Here is a 23,023-nt window from a genome sequence, read left to right on the forward strand (position 1 = left end):
CCGAGCAACAGGCAGTCGGATGCAGCGGAATGGGGGAGCGCATGGGGCGGGTGCGGCTGGGCGCGTGGGCTCGCGCGACGGGCGAGGAGCTCGCGTCGTCGCTGCTCACCGCCGACCCCGGCGCGTTGCTGGCGGCGCTCCGGGCGGCGTCCGACGACGACCTGCGCGCGCTGGTGCATGACGCCGAGCGGGGTTCGGCCGTTGTCGAGAGCGTGACGTCCCGTCTCGCCGACTTCGCGCTGCCCGGAACGCTCGCCGGTGTCGACGCCGTCGTGCGCTGGGAGGCCACCGACGCGCGCGCGGCCGCGACGGTCCGCCTCCACGACGGTACGGCGACGCCGGCCCCCGGCGCCGCGCCCGACGTCACCGTCCGCGGCACCCCCGTGCAGCTGCTGCGCCTCATCACCGGCGAGCTCGACGTCGCCGTCGGCTACCTCGGCGCCGGCCTGGAGATCGAGGGCGACAGCGACCTCGCCCTGGCGGTCGCGGGGCTCTTCGGCGACCCCCGCGCCATCGACCCGCTGGACGTGTCCCGGGCACTGCACGGCGTGAGCGCCGAGCACCTGCGCGCGGTGATGGCGTCCGGCTTCCGGCCGGTCGTGCTCGACGAGATCTTCGAGCGCATGCCGGCCCATGTGAACGGCCGTAAGGCAGCCGGCGTCCAGATCACGGTCGGCTTCCGGCTGACCGGGCGCCCCGACGGAGAGGTGGACCGTTACGTGCTCCGACTCAGTGACGGTCGTGCGACCGTCCTCGCGGGGGAGGCGGCCGACGCCGTCCGTGACGATCGCGACGCGACCGTCACCTGCGAGGCCTACGACTTCCTCCGGCTGGTCACCGGCCACCTCAGCGCGGTGACCGGCGTACTGCGCGGCCAGCTGCGCGTGCGCGGCGACAAGACCGCGGCGCTGCGGCTCAGCTCGGCGTTCGACATCCCGAAGGCCGCCGCATGAGCGCCGTGGTGGCCGGCGGCCGCTCCGTCGTCGACAGCCTCACCGGCCGGTTCAAGGCCGGGATCATCACGACCGGCGAGCTGGTCAAGCTCGCCGTCGAGTCGATCCAGTGGGGCTTCTCCGACATCGTGGCCCGGCGCTTCTCCTGGTCGGAGTTCCTACTCCAGTGCTGGTTCATGACCCGGGTCTCGCTGCTGCCGACGATCCTGGTGTCGATCCCGTTCGGCGTCATCACCTCGGTCCAGATCGGCGCCGCGGCCAACCAGATCGGCGCCCAGTCGTTCATCGGCGCGGTCAACGGCATCGGCGTGCTGCGGCAGGGCGCACCCCTGGTCACGTCGCTGATGATCGCGGGTGCGGTGGGGTCCGCGATCTGCTCCGACCTCGGCGCGCGCACGGTCCGCGAGGAGATCGACGCGCTCAAGGTCATGGGCATCTCGCCGATCCAGCGCCTGGTGGCCCCGCGCATCCTCGCCGCGCTGCTCGTCTCGGTGCTGCTGACCGTGATCGTCGCGATGACCGCGATGACCACGGCGTTCATCATCGTCGTCGGCGGCGGCCAGATCTCCTCAGGCACCTACCTCGACTCCTTCGTCGGGCTCGCTCAGCCGGCCGACCTGATCCTCGCCGAGATGAAGGCCTTCATCTTCGGGTTCGTCGCCACCATCGTCGCCGCCCACAAGGGGCTCAGCGCCCGCGGCGGGCCGAAGGGCGTCGCCGACGCGGTCAACCAGGCCGTCGTCCTCAGCGTGATCCTGCTCGCCGTGATCAACGTCGGGCTGACCCAGGCCTACGTGATGCTCTTCCCCGGAGGTGCCTGATGACCGACATCAAGCTCGGCCGGGGCCCCGGAGCCCGCCTCTCCGACGCGCTGGTCGGTGCCACCGACAGCCTGATGACGATGCTCGCGACGCTCGGGTCGTTCGTGAGCTTCTCGGGCAAGGTCTTCCGCGAGATCCCGGCGACGATCGCGCTCTACCCGAAGGAGGTGCTGCGCCAGATCAAGGACATCGCCTGGGGCAGCGGCGCCCTCCTCGTCGGCGGCGGCACCGTCGGCGTGATGATCCTGCTCTCCGTCGCCGCCGGAACGTCGATCGGCATCGAGGGCTTCAACGGCCTCGAGATCGTCGGCCTGGCGCCGCTGACCGGCTTCATCTCCGCCAGCGTCAACACCCGCGAGCTCGCGCCGCTCATCGCCGCGCTCGCGCTCGGCGCTCAGGTGGGCTGCCGGTTCACCGCCCAGATCGGCTCGATGAAGATCCACGAGGAGATCGACGCGATCGAGGTGATGGCCGTCAGCGCCATGCGGTACGTCGTGACGACCCGCGTCATCGCCTGCATGGTCGCGATCCTGCCCCTCTACCTGATCGGCCTGATCGGCAGCTATATCGCCTCGGAGAAGTCCGTCGTCGTCCTGTTCGGCCAGTCACCGGGCCAGTTCGACCACTACTTCTCGACCCTCATCCAGGGCCGCGACATCATCTTCTCGGTCATCAAGATCCTGGTGTTCGCGCTCACCGTCGCGCTCATCCACTGTTGGTACGGCATGCGCGTCGGCGGCGGCCCGCAGGCCGTCGGCGAGGCGACCGGCACCGGCATCCGCGCGAGCATCGTGTCCATCGTCGTGCTCGACATGGTCCTCACCCTGCTGTTCTGGGGTGGCGACCCGGGCTTCCGGATCTCGGGGTGAGGTAGACATGGCACGCGAAGCATCCCGACAGCAGCTCGCCCGGCGCGGGCTGATCACGCTGGTCGCGCTCGCCGTGATCGGCGCGTTCATCACGCTGCGCAGCAACGGCACCTTCGGCTCCCAGCCGCACGTGACCGCCCAGGTGGCCAACGCCGGCGGCGCGCTGCGCAACGGCTCCGACGTCAAGCTCAACGGCGTCATCGTCGGCAAGGTGTCCGGCATCAGCCGCTCCGCCGACGGCCAGGGCGTCACCGTCGACCTGACGATGAAGGGCTCCGACCTCAAGGCGGTGCCCGGCAACGTGGTCGCGCGGATCCTTCCGGCCACCGTCTTCGGCACCACCTTCGTCGACCTCGTCGTCCACGGCACGCCCAGCGGCGAGCTCGAGGCGGGCGCGATCGTCAAGGCCGACGCCACCCAGGGCACCCTCGAGCTGCAGCAGGCACTCGACGACATCGACCGCCTGGTCAAGGCGCTCGGCCCGGCCGAGCTGGCCTCGGCCATCGGGTCGGCGGCCCAGGCGCTCGACGGCCGGGGCAACCAGATCGGCCAGACGGTCAAGACGCTCAACTCCTACCTCGACCGGATCAACCCGCGGATGCCGCAGGTGCGCGACGACCTGACCAAGCTGGCGGCCACGACCCGCCTGGTCGACCAGATCGCGCCCGACCTGCTCGACGCCACCGACGACGTCCTGGTGACCTTCCACACGATCGTCACCCAGGAGGCGTCGCTCACCGCGCTGATCACCGGCGGCACCAACCTGGCCCGCTCCTCGCGGGTCTTCCTCGAGAACAACCAGCGCAAGCTGGTCGCGTTCATCAACGGCGCCGCCGTCCTGCTCGACGCGGTCTACGACAACCGCCAGGCCGGCATCACCGATGCTCTCGCCATGAATATCGCGCTCGGCCGCACGCTGCCGAGCGCCGTCCGAGAGGGATTCGTGAAGACCGACGGGACGCTGCGACTCTCGCCGCCGCCCTACTACGGCAGCGGCCAGCGGCCGACGTACCGCACCGGCAGCAGCGACCGCGCCGGGCTCGCGGGCCTGATGGGAGGCGGCCGGTGACCGGGCTGCGCACCATCGCGATCAAGTTCACCGCCTTCGCACTGGCGAGCGGGCTGATGCTCCTGCTGCTGGTCAACACCATGCAGAACGGCGTCAGCGGCGACACCCGCGAGTTCAAGGCCGAGTTCGCCGACGTCAACGGCCTGCGCAAGGGCGACGACGTCAAGGCGGCCGGGGTCCGGGTCGGCCAGGTGACCAGCATCAAGGCCACCACCGACGGCGCCGAGGTCGGCGTCCAGCTGATCAAGGCCCAGCCAGTGCTCGACACCACCAAGCTGGTCATGCGCTACCAGAACCTGCTCGGCCAGCGCTATCTCGCGCTGGTGCAGACCGGGGCGCGCGGCGCCGAGCTCAAGGACGGCGCGACCATCCCGATGGACCGCACCGACAAGGGCTTCGACCTGACCGAGCTGCTCAACGGCTTCCGGCCGCTGTTCCGCGTGCTCCAGCCCGGTGACGTCAACACCCTCGCCAGCTCGCTGATCAAGGTGCTGCAGGGCGAGGGCGGCACCGTCGAGCAGCTGCTCGCCCAGACCGGCCAGCTCACCAACTTCCTCGCCGACCGCGACGAGGTGATCGGCCAGGTGATGACCAACCTGCAGCCGGTGCTCGAGAACGTCGCCGGACAGAACGACGAGCTCACCCGGACGGTGAGCGAGCTGAAGAGCCTGATGACCGGCCTGGCGCGCGACCGCAAGTCGATCGGCGCCTCGATCGACGGCGTCAGCCGCCTGGTCGGCGCGACCAGCTCGCTCCTGAAGGAGGTCAAGGTGCCCCTGACGAGGTCGACCGACCGGCTGGTCAGCGTCGCGGACATGCTGCAGCGCTCGCGCAGCAGCCTGGTGAAGGCGATCCCCGCCTTCTCCACGGTGTTCGAGTCCCTGGGCCGCGCGTCGTCGTACGAGAACGCGCTCAACGTCTACGTCTGCTCGCTCTCGATCGCGGTGACGAAGAACAGCAAGGGCATCAACCCGGCCGGCAACAACGGCCCGTGGTCGGCGGTGTGCCGATGAAGCCCATGAACGAGCGCAACCCGCTGCGCGTCGGCATCGTCACCCTCGTCGTCATCGGGCTGATCGGCGCCTTCGTCGTCTACCTCAGCTTCGCGACCTTCGGCACCGACAAGTACACCGCGGTGCTCCAGCACACGGCCGGCCTGCGCAAGGGCGAGGACGTCCAGGTGCACGGCGTCGTCTCCGGCAAGGTGACCGGCGTCGAGCTGCAGGGCGACCACGTGCTGGTCACCTTCGCCCTCGACTCCGGCATCAAGCTCGGCGACCGGTCGACGGCCACCGTCAAGGTCGCCACCCTGCTCGGCACCCACTACCTGGAGGTCGACCCGCACGGCAGCGGATCGCTGGCGTCGAGTCAGATCCCGCTCGACCGCACGTCGGTGCCCTACAACCTGCAGGACGTCATCGAGAAGGGCTCCGGCGCGCTCGACGAGCTCGATCCCGAGCTGCTCGCCAAGGCGCTCACCGAGATGGCCGGCACGCTCGGCGCCAGCCAGAACGAGATCGGCCCGGCGCTCCAGGGCGTCGCCCGGCTCTCCGAGGTGGTCTCGAAGCGCTCCGACCAGGTCGGCGACCTGCTCGTCGCGACCCGGAAGGTGACCGACCAGCTCTCCGCGAGCAGCCAGGACATCGTCGGGCTGATGAAGCAGACCAATCTCGTCGTCAGCGAGATCACCGCGCGCCGCGAGGCGATCCACCGGCTGCTCGTCGAGACCACCGACCTGTCGCAGGCGCTGACTGCGATCGTGAAGTCGACCGACGGCAAGCTCAAGCCGGCCCTCGACGACCTCAACTCGGTCCTCGCCACGCTCAACGCCCAGGACAAGCAGCTCACCCACCTGCTCGAGGTGATGGCGCCCGCCGTCCGGTACGTCGCCAACGCCACCGGCAGCGGCCCCTTCCTGCCGCTCTACGTGAAGCCGCCGGCCATCCCCGCCGATGACACGACCTGCAAGCTCGAGAGGACGTGCAGCCGATGAGCACGACCAGGCTCCTGCGCGCCACCGGCGCCCTCATCGCCGTCCTGGCGGTGTTGCTGACCACCGGATGCGGTGTCGTCGGCGGCTCGGACAAGATGACCGTCAAGGCCTACTTCGCCGACTCCGCAGGCCTCTTCGTCGGCAACGACGTCGGGATCCTCGGCGTCACCGTCGGCAAGATCAAGTCGATCGAGCCGGCCGGCGACAAGGTGCTCGTCACCATGGAGATCGACGCCGACCAGCCGGTGCCCGCCGACGCCGGCGCCGTCGTGGTCGCCCGCTCGGTCGCCACCGACCGCTACGTCGAGCTCACGCCCGTCTACCACCAGGGCCCCAAGCTGCGCGACAATGCGACGATCGGGCTCGACAAGACGCAGACGCCGGTCGACTTCGACCAGGTGCTCGAGTCGCTCAACAGCTTCGCGACCGGCATCGGTGGCAACAAGGAGACCGCGCAGGCGGTGCAGCGGTTCATCGACGCCGGCACCAAGGCCCTGCAGGGCCGCGGCCCGCTGCTGAACCAGACCATCCACTCGCTGTCCGACGGCGTCGACGGGCTGGCCGCGCACCGCGAGGACGTCGCGGCCACGCTGAAGTCCCTCGACGTGCTGCTCAGCACGATCAGCGACAACGAGTCGACCGCGCGGACCTTCATCCAGCAGGTCTCGCAGGCCTCGAAGCTGCTCGCCGACGAGCGCGGCAACTTCCAGCAGGCCCTGCGCTCGCTCGACGACGCGGTGACCACGGTCGCGAAGTTCGCGGTCGACAACCGGCAGGCCATCGTCGACAACCTCGACGGCGGCACCAAGCTGATGAAGACGCTGCTCTCGAAGCAGGACCAGCTCGCCGAGATCCTGCGCGTGATGCCGCTCGCCCTCGAGAACCTGCGGATGATCCCCGGCGACCGGCTCCCGGTCCGCATCGACCCGCTGATCCTCGACCCGCTGGGCGGCGTCCTCCAGACGGTCTGCAAGAACCTGCTGGGGCCGCTGTGCACCATCATCAACGGCTCGCAGCCGGGATCGTGAGGCCGACGATGACGACGATGACGATGACGATGACGACGACGAAGAAGCCCACGCGCGCGGCCCTCGTGCTGCTGCTCGCCGTGCTGCTGACCGCCTTCACCGCGTGCAGCACCACGATGCGCGACCTGCCGATCCCCGGCACCGGCGTCTCCGGCGACACGATCGAGATCAAGGCCGAGTTCGAGGACGCGCTCAACCTTGCGGTCGGCGCCCCGGTCAAGGTCAACGGCGTCGACATGGGCAAGGTCAAGGACATCGAGGCCAACGACTTCACCGCGACGGCGACGCTGACGCTCAAGAAGGACGCCGAGGTGCGTCAGGGCGCCCACGCCCGGCTGCGCTACACGACCCCGCTCGGCGAGCTCTTCGTCGACATCACCAACCCGGCCACGGGCGGCGTGCTGGCCGACGAGGCGGTGCTGAAGACGTCGAGCACGACGACCGCGCCCTCGGTCGAGGACGCGCTGGCCCAGGCCTCGCTGCTCATCAACGGCGGCGGCCTCGACCAGCTGCAGACGGTCACCGAGGAGCTCAACAAGGCGCTCAACGGCAACGAGGGCGACTACCGCGCCCTGCTCGACAAGGCGTCGGTCTTCCTGACCCAGGCCAACTCGACGACCTCGGCGATCGACGGCGTCCTCACCTCGCTCGACTCGCTGTCGAAGACCCTCAACGCGCGGCAGGGCACCATCAACCGCGCGGTGCGCGAGATCCGGCCGGCCGCGAAGGTGCTGCGCGAGCACACCCCGCAGTTCACCGAGCTGCTCGCCGAGATCGAGAAGTTCACCGGCGCGGCCAACACCACGGTGACCGCGACCCGCTCCCAGCTGCTGACGATCCTCAAGGAGATCGAGCCGGTGCTGGCGGAGTTCCAGAAGAACAACGGCACCTTCGAGACCTCGCTGCGTGCGGTCATCAACGCCGCCGCCGCGGCCGACAACGTGGTCGCGACCGACTACCTCGACATCGCGCTCGAGCTGCACGTCGACAATCTCAACGTCAACGGGCTGGTCACCGGCACCGTCAACGGCCTGGTCAAGGACCTGCTGGGCCTGCTCGGGCTCGACAAGATCCTGGGCGGCAAGAAGGGCGGCCTGCTCGGCACCGGTCTGCTCGGCGGCAAGACCAAGACGGGCGCCAAGAAGCCGGGCTCGTCCGGCTCGGGCACGACGTCCGATCCGCTGGGGCTGGGCAACCTCCTCGGCGGCCTGCTGGGCGGAGGAGCCTGAGCCATGACGAAGATCCTGGGCAACAAGCTCTACCTGAGCCTCGCCGGCGTGATCGCCGTCCTCATCGTGACGGTGACCTACATCTTCTCCGCCGTCCTCGACCAGCCGCTGACGTCGGCCCCGGTGGAGGTCAAGGTCGAGCTCGCGCAGACGGGCGGCCTCTTCGAGGGTTCCGCGGTGACCTACCGCGGCATCAAGGTCGGCAAGGTCCGCCGGATCGTCCCCGCCGCGAACGGCGTGGTGGCCACGGTCGCGATCACCTCCGGCACCGCGATCCCCAAGGACTCGCTGGCCAAGGTGCGCAGCCTCTCGCCGGTCGGCGAGCAGTACCTCGACTTCCAGCCGCGCAAGGCCGGCGGACCGTTCCTCACGACGGGGGAGACCATCCCCGCCACGTCGACCGACCTGCCCAAGAGCCTCAGCTCGACGGTCGTCGCGGTCAACAGCGTGCTGCGCCAGATCGACGACAAGAAGCTGCGCGTCGTCCTGTCCGAGCTGAGCACCGGCCTCAACGGCACCGGTGACGACCTCGGCCAGATCCTCGACCAGGGCACCGCGCTGCTGCAGACGCTCGACCAGGTGTGGCCCGAGACCGACCGGATCATCGGCAACTCCGGCTCGGTGCTGTCGATCGCGACCGACAACGCCGACTCGCTGCGCCAGCTGGCGACGTCGTCGAAGCAGTTCGCGCACTTCCTGCGCAACTACGACCCCGAGCTGCGCGACCTGCTCAAGCGCGGCCCCGGTCAGCTCGACGAGCTCCTCAAGCTGGTCAAGGATGCCGACCAGGTGCTGCCCGGCTTCCTCACGACGGGCGTCGGCTTCACCGACATCGTCCGCTCCTACGAGCCGCACCTGCGGGCGCTGCTCCAGAACTACTCGCCCGGCCTGCAGTCGCTGCTCAACAAGGTCCGCGACGGCGAGCTGCGCATCGAGATCATCCCCGACCAGGACCCGCGCTGCGACTACGGCACCCGCCGGCTCGACCCCAAGGTCAACGAGCGCCGACCGCTGCAGCGCGACGGCCGGTGCTCGGCGTCCTTCGCCACGCTGCAGCGTGGCGCCGCGCACGCGCCGGGTCCGGTACGGTGAGCGGTCGGATGAGCGAACAGAAGAAGCCCGGCACCCTCGTCATCGCGCTGATCGCCGCCCTGGTGGCGTGTCTCGCCGTCGGCGGCTGGCTGCTGGTCAAGGAGCGCGGCGCCCAGGACGACCTCACCACCGCCCGGGCGCGGGTCGAGGCCCTGACCGCCAAGGACGACGCCGCCCAGTCGGCACTCGACGCGGCCAAGAAGGTGCTGGTCCAGATCACGACGTACTCGTGGAAGGACGGCGAGCACGACTTCGGCTGGCTCGACCAGATCGCCAACGCCGACCTGAAGGCCAAGCTCGCGCCCAACGTCAGCGGCCTGCAGAAGGCGATCGTCGGCGGCAAGGTGACCGCCAAGGGCCAGGTCGTCGACGCCGCGCCGCGCGCGGTGAGCGACAGCCAGGTCGAGGTGCTGGCGTTCGTCGACCAGGCGATCACCAACGACACCGACAAGGACGTCAAGATCGAGGAGCAGCGGGTCAGCATGACGATGAAGCGCGTCGACGGCGCGTGGCTCGTCGACCGGCTCGAGCTGCTCAGCGGCACCAACAGCAACGAGAGTCAGCAGTAGCCGTCGGCAGTTGTCGAGAACCCTCCCGATAGATTGACGTGCGTGGCGCATCGTGACGAGGACTCGCTGGCCGGTCTGCGGACCGTGCTGCGGCGGGTCCTGCTGACCCTCGTCGGCGTCCCGTTCATCGTCGCGATCGCGATGTCGCTCGTCGACTCCTACCGGCGCCGGGGCAAGCGGCCCAAGCCGTTCCCGACCACCCCGCCGCGCACGGTCGCGGTCGGCGACGGCGACGTCACGACGTACACCTTCGGGCGCGATCTGTACGACGACATGATCGCCGCGATCGAGGGCGCCGAGCGGCAGATCCTCTTCGAGACCTACATCTGGAAGGCCGACGCGACGGGGGAGCGGTTCAAGCGCGCGCTGATCGCGGCGGCCGAGCGTGGCGTCGACGTCCACTGCATCTACGACGGCTTCGCCAACCTGGTGGTCTCGCCGGCGTTCTTCCAGCGCTTCCCGTCGAGCGTGAAGGTGCTGCGCTACCCGGTCTACTCGGCGGGCTGGCGCTTCTTCGACCTGCGCCGCTACGGCCGCGACCACCGCAAGATCCTCGTCGTCGACGACAACGTCGGCTTCGTCGGCGGCTACAACATCGGCTCGGCCTACGAGTCGGAGTGGCGCGACACCCACGTCCGCATCACCGGCCCGGCGGTCTGGGACCTCAAGCGCGCCTTCGCCGACTTCTGGAACCTCAACCGCCGCCGCCGGCTGCGCTCCTCCGAGCGTCCTTTGCTGCTCGAGACCGCGTCGACGTGGGAGCCGCGCGTGCGGGTGCAGCGCAACGTCCCCCGGCTGTGGATGTTCCCGATCCGGGCGATGTACATCGAGGCGATCAACCGGGCCAGCCGCAACGTCTGGATGACGCAGGCCTACTTCCTGCCTGACGAGGACTTCATCGACGCGGTCAAGGCGGCCGCGCGCCGCGGCGTCGACGTACGGCTGCTGCTGCCGCTGAAGTCCAACCACATCGTGGCCGACTGGATCTCGCGCGGCTACTTCACCCAGCTGCTCGACGCGGGCGTGCGGATCCTGCGCTACCGCGACGCGATGGTGCACGCCAAGACCGCCACCGTCGACGGCACCTGGGCGACCGTCGGCACCGCGAACATCGACCGGCTCAGCCTGTCGGGCAACTTCGAGATCAACGTCGAGATCATCGACGAGGCCTTCGCACGCGAGCTCGAGGAGATCTTCGAGACCGACCAGTCCCACTGCCTCGAGCTGACCAGCGGGGAGTGGGAGGCGCGCGACATGCACCGCAAGTTCACCGAGCTGGTGCTCGCGCCGCTGCGGCCGCTGCTCTGACGCCGGTCGCGTCGGGCCGCGTCGGGCCGCGTCCTCGTGCGACCGATTGACGAACAATAGTGTTCGTGGAACGCTCCGGGTCATGACGACGCTCCCGCGCGGCCGCCACGGCCTCAGCCGCGACGAGGTGGCGGCGGTGCAGCGGGAGCGGATCTTCCACGCGATGGCCGACGCGATGGCCGAGCGGGGGTATGCCGCGACGCCGGTCGCCGAGATCGTCAAGCGCGCGGGCGTCTCGCGGGAGAGCTTCTACCAGCACTTCGACTCCAAGCAGGACTGCTTCATCGCCGCCTACGAGTGGGCCACCGACGTGCTGCGCGGCAGCTTCGCCGCGGGACTCGGCGCGAGCGGCCCGGCCCTTGAGCGGTTCGACGCGCTGCTCGGCCGCTATCTCGCCGCGCTCGCCGACGACCCGCGCCGGGCCCGGCTCTTCCTCGTCGAGGCCTACGCCGCCGGTCCCGACGTGATGCGGCGCCGGCTCGAGGTCCAGCAGCAGGCGACCGCCGAGCTCGCCCGGATGTTCGGCGCCCGCGGCGCGCGCCAGCGGTTCGCGTGCGAGGCCCTGCTCGCCGCGACCGTGCAGATGGTCACCGCGCGGGTGACCCTCGACGAGCCTGCCGAGCTGGACCGGCTCCGTCCCCCTCTCGTCGCCCTGGCGGCGACCCTGTTCCCGAGCTGAGGAGATTCGAGATGTGGTTCCGTGCTCCCGTGCGTGACCTGACCGGCAAGCAGGTCCTCGTCACCGGTGCCGCGAGCGGGATCGGCCGCGCCGTGGCCGAGTACGCCGCGGCCCGCGGCGCCGTCCTGCACCTGACCGACGTCCAGGCCGAGCGGCTGGCCGCGGTCGCCGACGAGATCCGTGCCGCCGGCGGCCGGGTCGCGACCGCGGAGGCGGCCGACGTCGCCGACCATGCCGACGTACGACGGCTCGCGGCGCTGGTCACCGCAGAGGCCGGCGCGATGGACGTCGTCCTCAATGTCGCCGGCATCGCGATCTGGGGGACCGTACGCAGCCTCGAGCCGGAGCACTGGCGGCGGCTGGTCGACGTCAACCTGATGGGCCCGATCCACGTGATCGAGGAGTTCGTGCCGGCGATGATCGACGCCCGGCGCGGCGGCCAGCTGGTCAACGTGTCGTCGGCGGCGGGGATCATCGCGATGCCGTGGCACGCGGCCTACAGCGCCACGAAGTTCGGCCTGCGGGGCGTCTCGGAGGTGCTCCGCTACGACCTGCGCAAGCACCGGATCGGCGTCAGCCTGGTCTGCCCCGGCGGCGTCGACACCGGCCTCGTCGAGACGATCCGCATCGCCGGCATCGACCAGCAGAGCAAGGCGTTCGTGCGGGCCCGCCGGCACTTCCAGAAGCGCGCCGTCTCGCCGGAGCAGGCGGCCGCCGCGATCTGGAAGGGGGCGCTGCGCAACCGGTACTGGGTCTACACCTCGCCCGACATCCGACTGGTCCACTGGCTGCAGCGCTCCTTCCCGCCCGGCTACGCGCTCGCGATGCGGGCCTTCAACTACGGCGCCAACCGAGTGCTGCCCGCGGTCGAGCAGGCGCGACGGGCGGACGCCGCGTGAGCGGCCCGGCGCGGATCGCCCCCGGCGGCTGGCGCGAGGTCGGGCCGTTCGTGGCCGGCTTCGCGCGCCTGGCCGGACGGGTGCAGGGCACCGAGCCGCCCGCCGTCTTCCTCACCCTCGGTCGCCACCGCCGGCTGTTCTGGGGATGGCTGCACTTCGCCGGCCGGCTGATGCCCGGCGGCCGCCTCACCCGGCGCGAGTCGGAGCTGGTGATCGTCCGGGTCGCGGCGCGCCGCGGGTCGTCGTACGAGTTGGAGCAGCATCGGCGCCTCGCCCGCCGCGCCGGCCTCACCCGCGACGAGATCGCGGCGATCGAGGCGCTCGACGCGGACCTGGCGGACCTGGCGGACCTCGCCGACCTCGCCGACCTCGCCGGCCTGACCGCGCGCGAGCGGCTGCTGCTCCGCGCCGCCGACGAGCTGATCGCCGACCAGGACCTCTCCGACGGCCTGTGGGCCGAGCTGGGCACCCGCTTCGACGACCGCGAGCGGATCGAGATCGTGATGCTCGTCGGCCACTACGCGATGCTCGCCACCGCGCTGCACGCATTGCGGGTCCAGCCCGACCGGGCGCGGTGAGCCGGGTGCGACGACGAGGCCCGCGCGGTGCGCGCTCGTCCCGCCTCGACCGGGGACTGTCGGTGGCCCCTCGTACGCTGGAGCCATGCGTCCGGTCACCGATCTCGAGCGTCGCGTCGCGCCCTTCCACGTGCAGTCCGACTACCAGCCCTCCGGCGACCAGCCGGCGGCGATCGCCGAGATCACCAAGCGGCTCAACGACGGTGTCCAGGACGTCGTCCTGCTGGGCGCCACCGGAACCGGCAAGACCGCGACGGTGGCGTGGGTGGCCGAGCAGGTGCAGCGGCCGCTGCTGGTGCTCCAGCCCAACAAGACGCTGGCCGCGCAGTTCGCCAACGAGCTGCGCCAGCTGTTCCCCGACAACGCGGTCGAGTACTTCGTCAGCTACTACGACTACTACCAGCCCGAGGCCTACGTCCCGCAGACCGACACCTACATCGAGAAGGACTCCTCGATCAACGAGGAGGTCGAGCGGCTGCGCCACTCCGCGACCAACAGCCTGCTCACCCGCCGCGACGTGATCGTGGTCTCGACGGTGTCGTGCATCTACGGTCTCGGCACCCCGCAGGAGTACGTCGACCGCATGGTCCGGCTCCGCGTCGGCGAGGAGCACGACCGCGACTCCGTGCTGCGCCGGCTGGTCGAGATCCAGTACACCCGCAACGACCTGGCGTTCACCCGCGGCACCTTCCGGGTGCGGGGCGACACGCTGGAGATCTTCCCGGTCTACGAGGAGCTCGCGGTCCGCATCGAGTTCTTCGGCGACGAGATCGAGCGGCTGATGACGCTCCACCCGGTGACCGGCGAGGTGATCACCGAGGACCAGGAGCTCTACATCTTCCCGGCGAGCCACTACATCGCCGGCCCGGAGCGCATGGAGCGGGCGATCAACGGCATCGAGGCCGAGCTCGCCGAGCAGCTCGCCACCTTCGAGCGCCAGGGCAAGATGCTCGAGGCGCAGCGGCTGCGGATGCGCACGACGTACGACATCGAGATGATGCGGCAGGTCGGCTCGTGCTCCGGCATCGAGAACTACTCGATGCACATGGACGGCCGCAGCCGCGGCAGCGCGCCCAACACGCTGCTCGACTACTTGCCCGAGGACTTCGTGCTCGTCGTCGACGAGTCCCACGTCGCGGTGCCGCAGATCGGCGGCATGTACGAGGGCGACATGTCCCGCAAGCGCAACCTGGTCGAGCACGGCTTCCGGCTGCCGAGCGCGATGGACAACCGGCCGCTGCGCTGGGAGGAGTTCCTCGAGCGGATCGGCCAGACCGTCTACCTCTCGGCGACCCCCGGCAACTACGAGCTCGACAAGGTCCAGGGCGACGTCGTCGAGCAGATCATCCGCCCGACCGGCCTGGTCGACCCTCAGGTTGTGGTCAAGCCCACCAAGGGCCAGATCGACGACCTGATCCACGAGATCCGGCTGCGCGCGGAGAAGGAGGAGCGGGTCCTGGTCACGACGCTGACCAAGAAGATGTCCGAGGACCTCACCGACTACCTCCTCGACGCCGGCATCCGCACCCGCTACCTGCACTCCGAGGTCGACACGCTCAAGCGCATCGAGCTGCTGCGCGACCTGCGCCTGGGCCTGTACGACGTCCTCGTCGGCATCAACCTGCTCCGTGAGGGTCTCGACCTGCCGGAGGTCTCGCTGGTGTCGATCCTCGACGCCGACAAGGAGGGCTTCCTGCGCTCCGACAAGTCGCTCATCCAGACCATCGGCCGTGCGGCGCGCAATGTGTCCGGCGAGGTCCACATGTACGCCGACAAGATCACGCCGTCGATGGAGTCGGCGATCGACGAGACCAACCGCCGCCGCGCCAAGCAGGTCGCCTACAACGAGGCCAACGGCATCGACCCGCAGCCGCTGCGCAAGAAGATCGCCGACATCACCGAGATGCTCGCCCGCGAGGACGAGACCACCCAGGAGCTGCTGCAGACCTGGGCCGACGTGGGCCAGAAGGGACGCGCCGGCGGCGTGAAGCCGAAGGTCGCCCCGACCCCGCGGCTGCGCTCCACCGACGTCGGCGGCCACGCCGCCGAGCTCGCGGGCCTGCCGAGCAGCGACCTGGCGCAGCTGATCCAGGACCTGACCGACCAGATGAAGGCGGCCGCCACCGAGCTGCAGTTCGAGCTCGCGGCCCGGCTGCGAGACGAGATCGGCGAGCTCAAGAAGGAGCTGCGACAGATGATGGAAGCGACGAGATGACCGGCGTCGCGGTGCGCCAGGTCCAGGTGACCTTCGACTGCGCCGACCCGCGCGCGCTGTCGATGTTCTGGAACGAGGTGCTCGGCTACGTGCTGCCCGCGCCGCCGCCGGGCTTCGGCAGCTGGGACGACTTCGCCGCCACCTTGCCGCCCGAGCAGCGCAACAGCGCCTCGGCGAGCATCGACCCCTCGGGGGCGGGGCCCAAGCTGTTCTTCCAGCGGGTGCCGGAGGGCAAGACCGCGAAGAACCGGGTCCACCTCGACGTGCGCGCCGCGCCGGGCATCGAGGGCGAGGCGCGGATGGCTGCGCTCGAGACCGAGGCCGACCGGCTGGTCGCGCTCGGTGCGAGCCGGGCGGCCCGGCACGAGCCGGCGCCGCCGCTGAGCCACGGGTTCCTGGTGATGACCGATCCCGAGGGCAACGAGTTCTGCCTCGACTGAGCGTCGTACCGGACGATCGGGTCGCGAGATCGGCGTTCTCGTGACCTTTTGTCCGGTACGACCCGCGCCTGAGACACTACGTTCGTGTACAGACGATCGCCCGGGACGGAGACCGGGCGGCGCTACCTCGTCTGGATCGTCGGGCTGTCGATCTACGCGCTGGCGGTCTTCCACCGCAGCAGCCTCGCCGTCGCCGGCCTCGCCGCGACCGAGCGCTTCCACATCTCCGCGAGCCAGCTGGCGTCGTTCACGATGCTCCAGCTCCTCGTGTACGCCGCCATGCAGATCCCCGTCGGACTCATGGTCGACCGCTTCGGCTCCCGCACCGTCCTCACCGCCGCGGTGGTGGTGGTCAGCCTCGGGCAGGCCGGCTTCGCCTTCGCCGACAGCTATGTGGCGGCGCTCGGTGCGCGGGTGCTCGTCGGCGCGGGTGACGCGATGACCTTCATCTGCGTGCTGCGGCTGGTCGGGTCGTGGTTCCCGCGGCGGCAGGTGCCGCTGGTCAGCCAGCTCACCGGCAACCTCGGCCAGCTCGGCGCGATCGCCGCGGCGGCGCCGATGACGTGGGCGCTGGGGCAGTTCGGCTGGACGCGTGCCTATCTCACCGGCGCGCTGGTCGGCGTGGTGGCGCTGCTCGCGCTGCGGCTCTTCCTGCGCGACTCGCCGGAGCAGGCGCACCTGCGCGGCGTCCCGATGTCGGCCCGCGACCTGGTCGCCAGCCTGGCCGCGTCGTGGTCCCAGCCCGGCACCAAGCTCGGGCTCTGGGTGCACTTCTCGACGCCCTTCACGACCGGGCTGATGGGCATGCTCTGGGGCTACCCGTTCCTGGTGACCGCCGAGCACGTCTCGCCGGGTGTCGCGAGCGCGCTGCTGTCGCTGCTCGTTTTGACCTGTGTCGGCTACGGCCCGTTCCTGGGCTGGCTGGTCGGCCGCCACCCGTGGCACCGCTCGACCACCGCGCTCATCATCGTCGGCGCGCTCGCGGTGACGTGGGGCGTCGTCCTGCTCTGGCCCGGCGACGCTCCGCTGCCGCTGCTGATCCTGCTCATCATCGTGGTCGGGTCCGGCGGGCCGGCGTCGATGATCGGCTTCGACGTCGCCCGCACCAGCAATCCCGACCATCGGGTCGCCAGCGCCAGCGGCATCATCAACGTCGGCGGGTTCACCGCCTCGCTGCTCGCCGTCCTCGGCATCGGCGTCGTGCTCGACGTCCTCACGCCGGGCAGCGGTGACTACACGCCCCACGCCTTCCGCTGGGCGATGTCGGTCCAGTACCTGCTGTGGGGCATCGGGGTCATCCAGATCGTGCGCTACCGACGCAGGATCCGCTCGCTCACCACCCGCGAGCAGGTCGCCGGCGGCTCGTCGATGGTCATCCCCGGCGCGAGCTGAGCCCGACCAGGCGGGCGACCACGAGCGCGACGTAGAAGACGCCTGCCACCTGCTCCACCATCACCAGCGAGCGGGTGTGCGCGACCACCGGGTAGACGTCCGACAGGCCGACGCTGGTCATCGTGGTGAACGACAGGAAGAGCAGCTCGAACCAGTCCAGCGGCACCGCGCCCGCCGGGCTGTTGTAGCTGACGAAGGACGCCGGCCACAGCACCTGTGCGGCGGCGTACAGGTAGGCGAAGCCCCACGCGACGACCGTGAACGCCGCGCCGGTCGCGAACAGCTCGTCGGCGGTCACCTTCTCGTCGTGGAAGAGGTAGGCGATCAGCGCGTAGGAGACGTAGAAGTGGAACGGCGCGTGGACGACGGCCGAGGCGAGCACGATCCCGTCGACCTGCGGCCGCACCGCCTCGGCGACGGTCAGCACGACCGCCGGCACGCCGAGCAGCAGCGAGATCCACGTCAGCGCCGGGGTACGGCGTACGGCGGCCACCGCCGCGCCCAGCACCAGCAGCTGGAAGACGCCCGCGAACGCGCGGCCCGCGGTGGAGCCGGAGAGCGCCGGGTAGGCCAGCACCACGACCAGCTGCGCGCCCAGGAGCAGTGCCGACGGGTGCCGGCCGAGGGTCGCGAGGGCCCGGGGGAGCTGCCGGGGGAGCTGCCCGGGGACGTTGTCGGAGTCGGTCGCCACCGGTCGATCCTAGGAGCGGCGAGCCGTGACCCGAGCCCCGGAGCGCGCGTTGACCCGGCAACGGCAGGATTCCGGGGGAGCGGAATGCCGACATGCGGATTGCGGTCTTGGTCACAATGAGAACGTGTTCTAATATCGCGAAAGTCTGTGGTGGCGCTCGGTCCTAGGACAGTGCGGGGAGAGGAGACGGGGTGGCGTTCAACGCCGTATCGGTGGTGCGTGGCCCCGGTGAGATCGCGCTCATGGTCGTCGAGGTGACCAAGCGGATCTTCACTCGGCCGTTCCAGGTCCGGGAGTTCCTGGAGCAGGCCTGGTTCGTCACCAGCGTGACGCTGATGCCGACGATCATGGTCTCGATCCCGTTCGGCGCGGTGATCTCGCTCCAGGTCGGCAACCTGACCGGCCAGCTCGGGGCGCAGTCCTTCGCGGGCGCCACCGCCGTCCTGGCGACGGTGCGGGAGGCGGCCCCGATGGCGGCGGCGATGATCATCGCCGGAGCCGCGGGGTCGGCGATCTGCTCCGACCTCGGCGCGCGGAAGATCCGCGAGGAGATCGACGCCATGGAGGTGCTCGGCATCGACCCGCTCGAGCGCCTGGTCGCGCCTCGCGTGGTCGCGACCATGTTCGTGGCGCTGATGATCAACGGCATCGTGATCGGCACCGGCATCGGCGGCGGCTACTTCTTCACCGTCATCGTCCAAGGCGGCTCCGCGGGCGCCTTCCTGTCGTCGTTCACGGCGCTCGCCTCGCTGCCCGACCTCTACATCGCGATGATCAAGGCGATCATCTTCGGCTGGCTGGCCGCGATCATCGGCGCCTACAAGGGGCTCAACGCGGGCGGCGGCCCGAGCGGCGTCGGCCGCGCGGTCAACGAGTCGGTGATCATCGCCTTCATGGCGCTGTTCTTCCTCAACGCCGTGATCACCGCCATCTACTTCCAGGTCGCTCCGCCGGTGGGCCTGTGATGGCCGCGGCAGGGGACTTCCTCGGCGACGCCTACAAGAGCGGTCGCAGCTCCGTCGAGGGGTACGGCGACCAGCTGCTCTTCTACGTCAAGGCGCTCACCTGGGTGCCGCGCGCGATCCGGCGCTATCCCCGCGAGATCATGAACACCCTCGCCGAGGTCGCCTTCGGTGCCGGCGGCCTCAGCCTGATCCTCGGCTCGGTGGGTGTCATCGCCTTCATGGCGTTCTTCGCCGGCACCGAGGTCGGCATTCAGGGCTACGCCTCGCTCAGCCAGATCGGCGTGGCGAAGTTCAGCGCGTTCATCTCGGCCTACTTCAACACCCGCGAGGTGGCGCCGCTCGTCTCCTCGATCGCGCTGGCGGCGACGGTCGGCTGCGGCTACACCGCCCGCCTCGGCGCGATGCGGATCTCGGAGGAGATCGACGCGCTCGAGGTGATGGGCATCCCGTCGCTGCCGTTCCTCGTGACGACCCGGATGATCGCCGCCTTCGTCGCGGTCATCCCGCTCTACATCGTGGCGCTCTGCGCGTCGTACCTCTCGCCGCGGCTGATCGTGACACTGATCTACGGCCAGTCGGCGGGCACCTACGACCACTACTTCCTGCAGTTCCTGCCGCCGATCGACATGGTGTGGTCGTTCTTCAAGCTGCTCTTCCTCGCGGTCGCGGTGATCCTGATCCACTGCTACTACGGCTACACCGCCTCGGGCGGCCCGGCCGGTGTCGGCCGCGCGGTCGGCAAGGCGATCCGGACGAGCATCGTGACGATCGTCGTCGCCGACTTCTTCCTCAGCTTCGCGATCTGGGGATCCACGACCACCGTCCGGATCACGGGGTGAGCCGTTGATGCTGGTGAACATCCATCACGACAGCGCGAAGGAGCACAACCGGCTGCTCGTGGCCGGTGTCGCCTTCCTGACCGCGATCGCCCTGCTGATCTGGCTGTCGATCGCGATCTACAACAAGAAGTTCGACAGTGTCACGACCGTCACCGTCCGGGCCGACCGGGCGGGCCTGCAGCTCGCCAAGTTCGGCGACGTCCGGATCCACGGCGTCCTCGTCGGCCGGGTCGACAAGATCGACCAGAGCGGTGACAAGGCCGAGATCACGCTCGCGCTCGACCCCGACGCCGCCCAGCGGATCCCGTCGAACGTCGGCGTCCGGATCATGCCCACCACGCTCTTCGGCCAGAAGTTCGTGGCCCTCATCGACCCCGCCGACGCGCCCGCCCGCGCGCTGCGCAGCGGCGACGTGATCCCCGCCAGCCGGGTCGAGACCAATGTCGAGCTCAGCCAGGTGCTGGCCAACCTCTTCCCGCTGCTCGAGGCGGTCCGCCCAGCCGACCTCAATGCGACCCTGCACGCGCTCGCCACCGCGCTCGAGGGCCGGGGCGAGAAGCTCGGCGAGACGATGGACCAGCTCGGCTCCTACATCGGCAGGATCGAGCAGCACCTGCCGACGCTGCGCAAGGACCTCCAGGCGCTGGCCGACGTCGCCGACGCCTACGACGTCGCGGCGCCCGACCTGCTCGACGTCCTCGACAACGTCACGGTGACCAGCAAGACGATCACCGAGAAGGCCAAGGACCTCGACACCTTCTTCTCCGACCTCACCGGCCTGGCGAACACGTCGACCCGGATCCTCGGCGACAACGAGCAGAACCTGATCCGGATGGGCCAGGTCACCGCGCCCGTCATCGGCCTGCTCGCGGAGTACTCCCCGGAGTTCCCGTGCCTGATCCGCGGCGCCGCCAACTACGAGCCGATCCTGTCGAAGACCTTCGAGAACAGCTGGGTCAAGCAGTACATCGAGTTCTTCCAGCCCCAGTTCCGCCCGTACGACGAGCGCGACCTCCCGACCTACGGCGAGGTCGGCCACGGCCCGTGGTGCCTCGGCCTGCCGAAGTTCCAGGTCCCGGCGCCGCCGCACCCGCTCGACCAGGGCTCCGACATCGACGAGAAGGGCGGGTTCTCCCCGTTGCCGCTCCAGGGACTGCTCGGACGCTCGAGTGCCGGTGGCGCCATCGACAGCGGCTACGCCGGCAGCGAGGCCGAGCAGAAGGTCGTCAACGCGATGCTCGCCGGTGAGAGCGGCCGCAAGCCCGACACCTACGGGTCGCTGGGCTCGCTGCTCTACGGCCCCGTCGTGCGCCAGGGGAGGGCGGCCGGATGAGCGGGCACGGGCGCAACGCCACCACGACCGCCGCCGCGATCAAGCTCGGCATCTTCACCGTCGTCTCGCTGATGGTGACCGGCCTGCTGGCGATCATCATGGGCAATGTCGGGTTCGGCGACCGCAACGAGTACCAGGCGATCTTCACCAGCGCGTCGATGCTCGAGAAGGGCGACGACGTCCGGGTCGCGGGCGTCAACGTCGGCGAGGTCAAGAAGGTCGAGCACTACCACCGCTCGATGGCCAAGGTGACCTTCAAGGTCGACGCGGGCGTGAAGATGACGACCGCCTCGGTCGCCAAGATCCGCTTCCTCAACCTGGTCGGCGACCGCTACATGTCGCTGGAGGAGGGCGTCGACGCCAAGGACGCCAAGCCCTTGACCGACGGCGCGACCATCCCGGTGCGCAACACCGAGCCGGCGCTCGACCTGACCGTGCTCTTCGACGGCTTCAAGCCGCTCTTCGCGGCGCTCACGCCGAAGCAGGTCAACGAGCTGAGCATGAACCTGGTCCAGGTTCTGCAGGGCGAGGGCGGCACGGTCCGCAGCCTGCTCGACCACACGGCGTCCCTCACCTCGGCGCTCGCCGACCGCGACCAGCTGATCGGCGACGTCGTCACCAACCTCAGCGCCACGCTGAAGACCGTCGACGACCGCCACCAGCAGCTGAGCACGCTCATCGTCGAGCTCAAGGACTGGATGACCGACCTGGCGCGGGACCGCGACACGATCGGCTCCTCGCTCGACAACATCTCGCAGCTGACCGTCACCGTGGCCGACCTGCTGCGCCGCGGCCGGCCGCTGGTGAAGGAGGACATCGCCGCGCTGCGCGCGCTGTCGAAGCTCCTCAACAAGAAGGAGAACCGGGCGAACCTCGCCAGCCTCCTCGACCGGATGCCGGAGATGATGACCGACCAGACGCGGACCGGAACCTACGGCTCCTGGTACCAGTACTACGTCTGCGGCGTCTCCGCCCGGATCCGGCTCCCCGTGATCGCGAACCTGCCGATCATCAAGGAGATTCAGGAGTACATCACCAAGTTCAACTTCAAGTCGACGGCTCCGAGGTGTCGCCGATGAACAAGAACCGCGACGCCCGCGTCCTCCGGCTCGGCGTCATCACCCTCGTGGTGATGGCTGTCGTGTCCGCGGCGACCTTCAACCTGGGCAAGTTCCCCGGCTTCCGCGGGACGACGTACTACGCCGAGTTCAGCGACGCCAGCGGCATCCACAAGGGCAATATCGTCCAGCTCGGCGGCATCCGGGTCGGCCGCGTCACCGACGTGGCGCTCGACCGCGACCGGGTGCGCGTGAAGTTCGAGCTCGACGGCGACGTCGAGTTCGGCAAGGACAGCACCGCCTCGATCGAGGTGCTCAACCTGCTGGGCGAGAAGTTCCTCGACGTGCAGCCGGTCGGCAAGGGCCAGCTCGCGTCGGGCGGCACGATCCCGCTCGAGCGCACGCAGTCGGCGTACGACATCGTCGGCGTCTTCGGCGACCTGACCACGACGACCGAGGAGATCAACACCGAGCAGCTGTCGAAGGCGCTCGACACGGTCGCCGACACGCTCGACACGTCGGCGCCGGAGATCAAGGCGTCCTTCGACGGCGTCGCCCGGCTCTCGCGCAGCGTCGCCTCGCGCGACCAGGAGATCCAGACCCTCTTCGACAGCTCGAAGGAGGTCAGCAAGGTCCTCGCCGACCGCAGCGACGACATCGTCAAGCTGATGAAGAACAGCGACCTGGTCTTCCAGGAGCTGACCAAGCGCCGCGACGCCGTCCACGCGCTGCTCGTCAACGCGCGCAGCCTGGCCGTCGAGCTGCGCGGCGTGGTCAAGGACAACGAGGCCCAGATCGCGCCCGCCCTGAAGGAGGTCGACGGACTGGTGTCCTTCCTGGTCTCCAAGAAGAAGCAGATCAAGGGGACGCTGCACGCGCTCGGCCCGTACGTGTCCATCCTCAGCAACATCATCGGTACCGGTCCGTGGTTCGACGCCTATGCGGCGAACCTGCTGGCCCTGCCCACCGGTGAGTTCGTTCCCGGGTTCCAGGGGTGACGGCG

The 23,023-nt window shown here is 69.8% G+C and carries 23 protein-coding genes; 22 read left to right on the forward strand and 1 reads right to left on the reverse strand.

Annotation, left to right across the window (positions count from 1 at the left end; all coding sequences use genetic code 11):
- Positions 1–29 precede the first annotated feature (29 nt).
- The 17 genes from AB4880_RS04670 (at position 30) to AB4880_RS04750 (ending at position 17,134) form a co-directional block, all read left to right on the forward strand.
- Positions 30–953, forward strand: coding sequence for an SCP2 sterol-binding domain-containing protein (locus AB4880_RS04670; RefSeq protein WP_367918038.1), 924 nt, complete (start codon positions 30–32; stop codon positions 951–953).
- Positions 950–1,774 carry an MlaE family ABC transporter permease gene (locus tag AB4880_RS04675; RefSeq protein ID WP_367918039.1) on the forward strand — a complete coding sequence of 275 codons (825 nt, stop codon included), beginning with the start codon at positions 950–952 and terminating at the stop codon, positions 1,772–1,774. The genes AB4880_RS04670 and AB4880_RS04675 overlap by 4 nt, the downstream gene beginning before the upstream one ends.
- Entirely contained in the window at positions 1,774–2,643 is an 870-nt protein-coding gene (locus AB4880_RS04680) for an MlaE family ABC transporter permease (RefSeq protein WP_367918040.1), read from the forward strand. Before AB4880_RS04675 ends, AB4880_RS04680 begins: the two co-directional genes overlap by 1 nt.
- 7 nt (positions 2,644–2,650) lie before the next feature.
- Entirely contained in the window at positions 2,651–3,712 is a 1,062-nt protein-coding gene (locus tag AB4880_RS04685; RefSeq protein WP_367918041.1) for an MCE family protein, read from the forward strand.
- A complete protein-coding gene (locus AB4880_RS04690) occupies positions 3,709–4,725 on the forward strand; it encodes an MCE family protein (RefSeq protein ID WP_367918042.1) in 1,017 nt (338 codons plus the stop codon). Before AB4880_RS04685 ends, AB4880_RS04690 begins: the two co-directional genes overlap by 4 nt.
- A complete protein-coding gene (locus tag AB4880_RS04695) occupies positions 4,722–5,705 on the forward strand; it encodes an MCE family protein (protein ID WP_367918043.1) in 984 nt (327 codons plus the stop codon). Before AB4880_RS04690 ends, AB4880_RS04695 begins: the two co-directional genes overlap by 4 nt.
- Positions 5,702–6,733: an MCE family protein gene (locus AB4880_RS04700; RefSeq protein WP_367918044.1), complete on the forward strand. Its 1,032-nt coding sequence runs from the start codon at positions 5,702–5,704 to the stop codon at positions 6,731–6,733. Before AB4880_RS04695 ends, AB4880_RS04700 begins: the two co-directional genes overlap by 4 nt.
- 17 nt (positions 6,734–6,750) lie before the next feature.
- Complete coding sequence (locus tag AB4880_RS04705) at positions 6,751–7,962, forward strand: MCE family protein (RefSeq protein ID WP_367918045.1); 1,212 nt, start codon at positions 6,751–6,753, stop codon at positions 7,960–7,962.
- A gap of 3 nt (positions 7,963–7,965) precedes the next feature.
- The gene (locus AB4880_RS04710; protein WP_367918046.1) at positions 7,966–9,054 is read left to right on the forward strand and encodes an MCE family protein; all 1,089 of its coding nucleotides are present in this window, start codon (positions 7,966–7,968) and stop codon (positions 9,052–9,054) included.
- Between the two features lie 8 nt (positions 9,055–9,062).
- Positions 9,063–9,623, forward strand: a complete 561-nt coding sequence (locus tag AB4880_RS04715; protein ID WP_367918047.1) for a hypothetical protein — start codon at positions 9,063–9,065, stop codon at positions 9,621–9,623.
- Positions 9,624–9,665: 42 nt separating this feature from the next.
- Positions 9,666–10,931, forward strand: a complete 1,266-nt coding sequence (locus AB4880_RS04720; protein ID WP_367918048.1) for a phospholipase D-like domain-containing protein — start codon at positions 9,666–9,668, stop codon at positions 10,929–10,931.
- 82 nt (positions 10,932–11,013) lie between these two features.
- On the forward strand, positions 11,014–11,610 hold the full coding sequence (locus AB4880_RS04725; protein ID WP_367918049.1) for a TetR/AcrR family transcriptional regulator: 597 nt from the start codon (positions 11,014–11,016) through the stop codon (positions 11,608–11,610).
- A 29-nt stretch (positions 11,611–11,639) separates the two neighbouring features.
- Positions 11,640–12,509, forward strand: a complete 870-nt coding sequence (locus AB4880_RS04730; protein ID WP_367918050.1) for an SDR family oxidoreductase — start codon at positions 11,640–11,642, stop codon at positions 12,507–12,509.
- A complete protein-coding gene (locus tag AB4880_RS04735; RefSeq protein WP_367918051.1) occupies positions 12,506–13,087 on the forward strand; it encodes a carboxymuconolactone decarboxylase family protein in 582 nt (193 codons plus the stop codon). The genes AB4880_RS04730 and AB4880_RS04735 overlap by 4 nt, the downstream gene beginning before the upstream one ends.
- Before the next feature lie 85 nt (positions 13,088–13,172).
- Entirely contained in the window at positions 13,173–15,302 is a 2,130-nt protein-coding gene (gene uvrB / locus AB4880_RS04740; RefSeq protein ID WP_367918052.1) for an excinuclease ABC subunit UvrB, read from the forward strand.
- A complete protein-coding gene (locus AB4880_RS04745; RefSeq protein ID WP_367918053.1) occupies positions 15,299–15,742 on the forward strand; it encodes a VOC family protein in 444 nt (147 codons plus the stop codon). The genes uvrB and AB4880_RS04745 overlap by 4 nt, the downstream gene beginning before the upstream one ends.
- Positions 15,743–15,826: 84 nt before the next feature.
- A complete protein-coding gene (locus tag AB4880_RS04750; protein ID WP_367918054.1) occupies positions 15,827–17,134 on the forward strand; it encodes an MFS transporter in 1,308 nt (435 codons plus the stop codon).
- Here AB4880_RS04750 and AB4880_RS04755 read toward each other — a convergent pair.
- Entirely contained in the window at positions 17,115–17,825 is a 711-nt protein-coding gene (locus tag AB4880_RS04755) for an ion channel (RefSeq protein ID WP_367918055.1), read from the reverse strand. The genes AB4880_RS04750 and AB4880_RS04755 overlap by 20 nt on opposite strands.
- A 242-nt stretch (positions 17,826–18,067) precedes the next feature.
- Here AB4880_RS04755 and AB4880_RS04760 point away from each other — a divergent pair, with 242 nt between their 5' ends.
- From AB4880_RS04760 to AB4880_RS04780, 5 genes are read left to right on the forward strand one after another with little or no spacing between them, the layout of a single operon-like run.
- A complete protein-coding gene (locus AB4880_RS04760; RefSeq protein WP_367918117.1) occupies positions 18,068–18,790 on the forward strand; it encodes an MlaE family ABC transporter permease in 723 nt (240 codons plus the stop codon).
- Positions 18,790–19,629 (forward strand): MlaE family ABC transporter permease, encoded by an 840-nt coding sequence (locus AB4880_RS04765; RefSeq protein WP_367918056.1) that lies wholly within the window; start codon positions 18,790–18,792, stop codon positions 19,627–19,629. Before AB4880_RS04760 ends, AB4880_RS04765 begins: the two co-directional genes overlap by 1 nt.
- Before the next feature lie 7 nt (positions 19,630–19,636).
- The gene (locus AB4880_RS04770) at positions 19,637–20,962 is read left to right on the forward strand and encodes an MCE family protein (RefSeq protein ID WP_367918057.1); all 1,326 of its coding nucleotides are present in this window, start codon (positions 19,637–19,639) and stop codon (positions 20,960–20,962) included.
- Positions 20,959–22,041, forward strand: coding sequence for an MCE family protein (locus AB4880_RS04775; RefSeq protein ID WP_367918058.1), 1,083 nt, complete (start codon positions 20,959–20,961; stop codon positions 22,039–22,041). The genes AB4880_RS04770 and AB4880_RS04775 overlap by 4 nt, the downstream gene beginning before the upstream one ends.
- Complete coding sequence (locus AB4880_RS04780; RefSeq protein WP_367918059.1) at positions 22,038–23,018, forward strand: MCE family protein; 981 nt, start codon at positions 22,038–22,040, stop codon at positions 23,016–23,018. The genes AB4880_RS04775 and AB4880_RS04780 overlap by 4 nt, the downstream gene beginning before the upstream one ends.
- Positions 23,019–23,023 lie beyond the last annotated feature (5 nt).

The sequence above is a fragment of the Nocardioides ginsengisoli genome (assembly GCF_039537225.1).
GTDB lineage: Bacteria > Actinomycetota > Actinomycetes > Propionibacteriales > Nocardioidaceae > Nocardioides > Nocardioides ginsengisoli.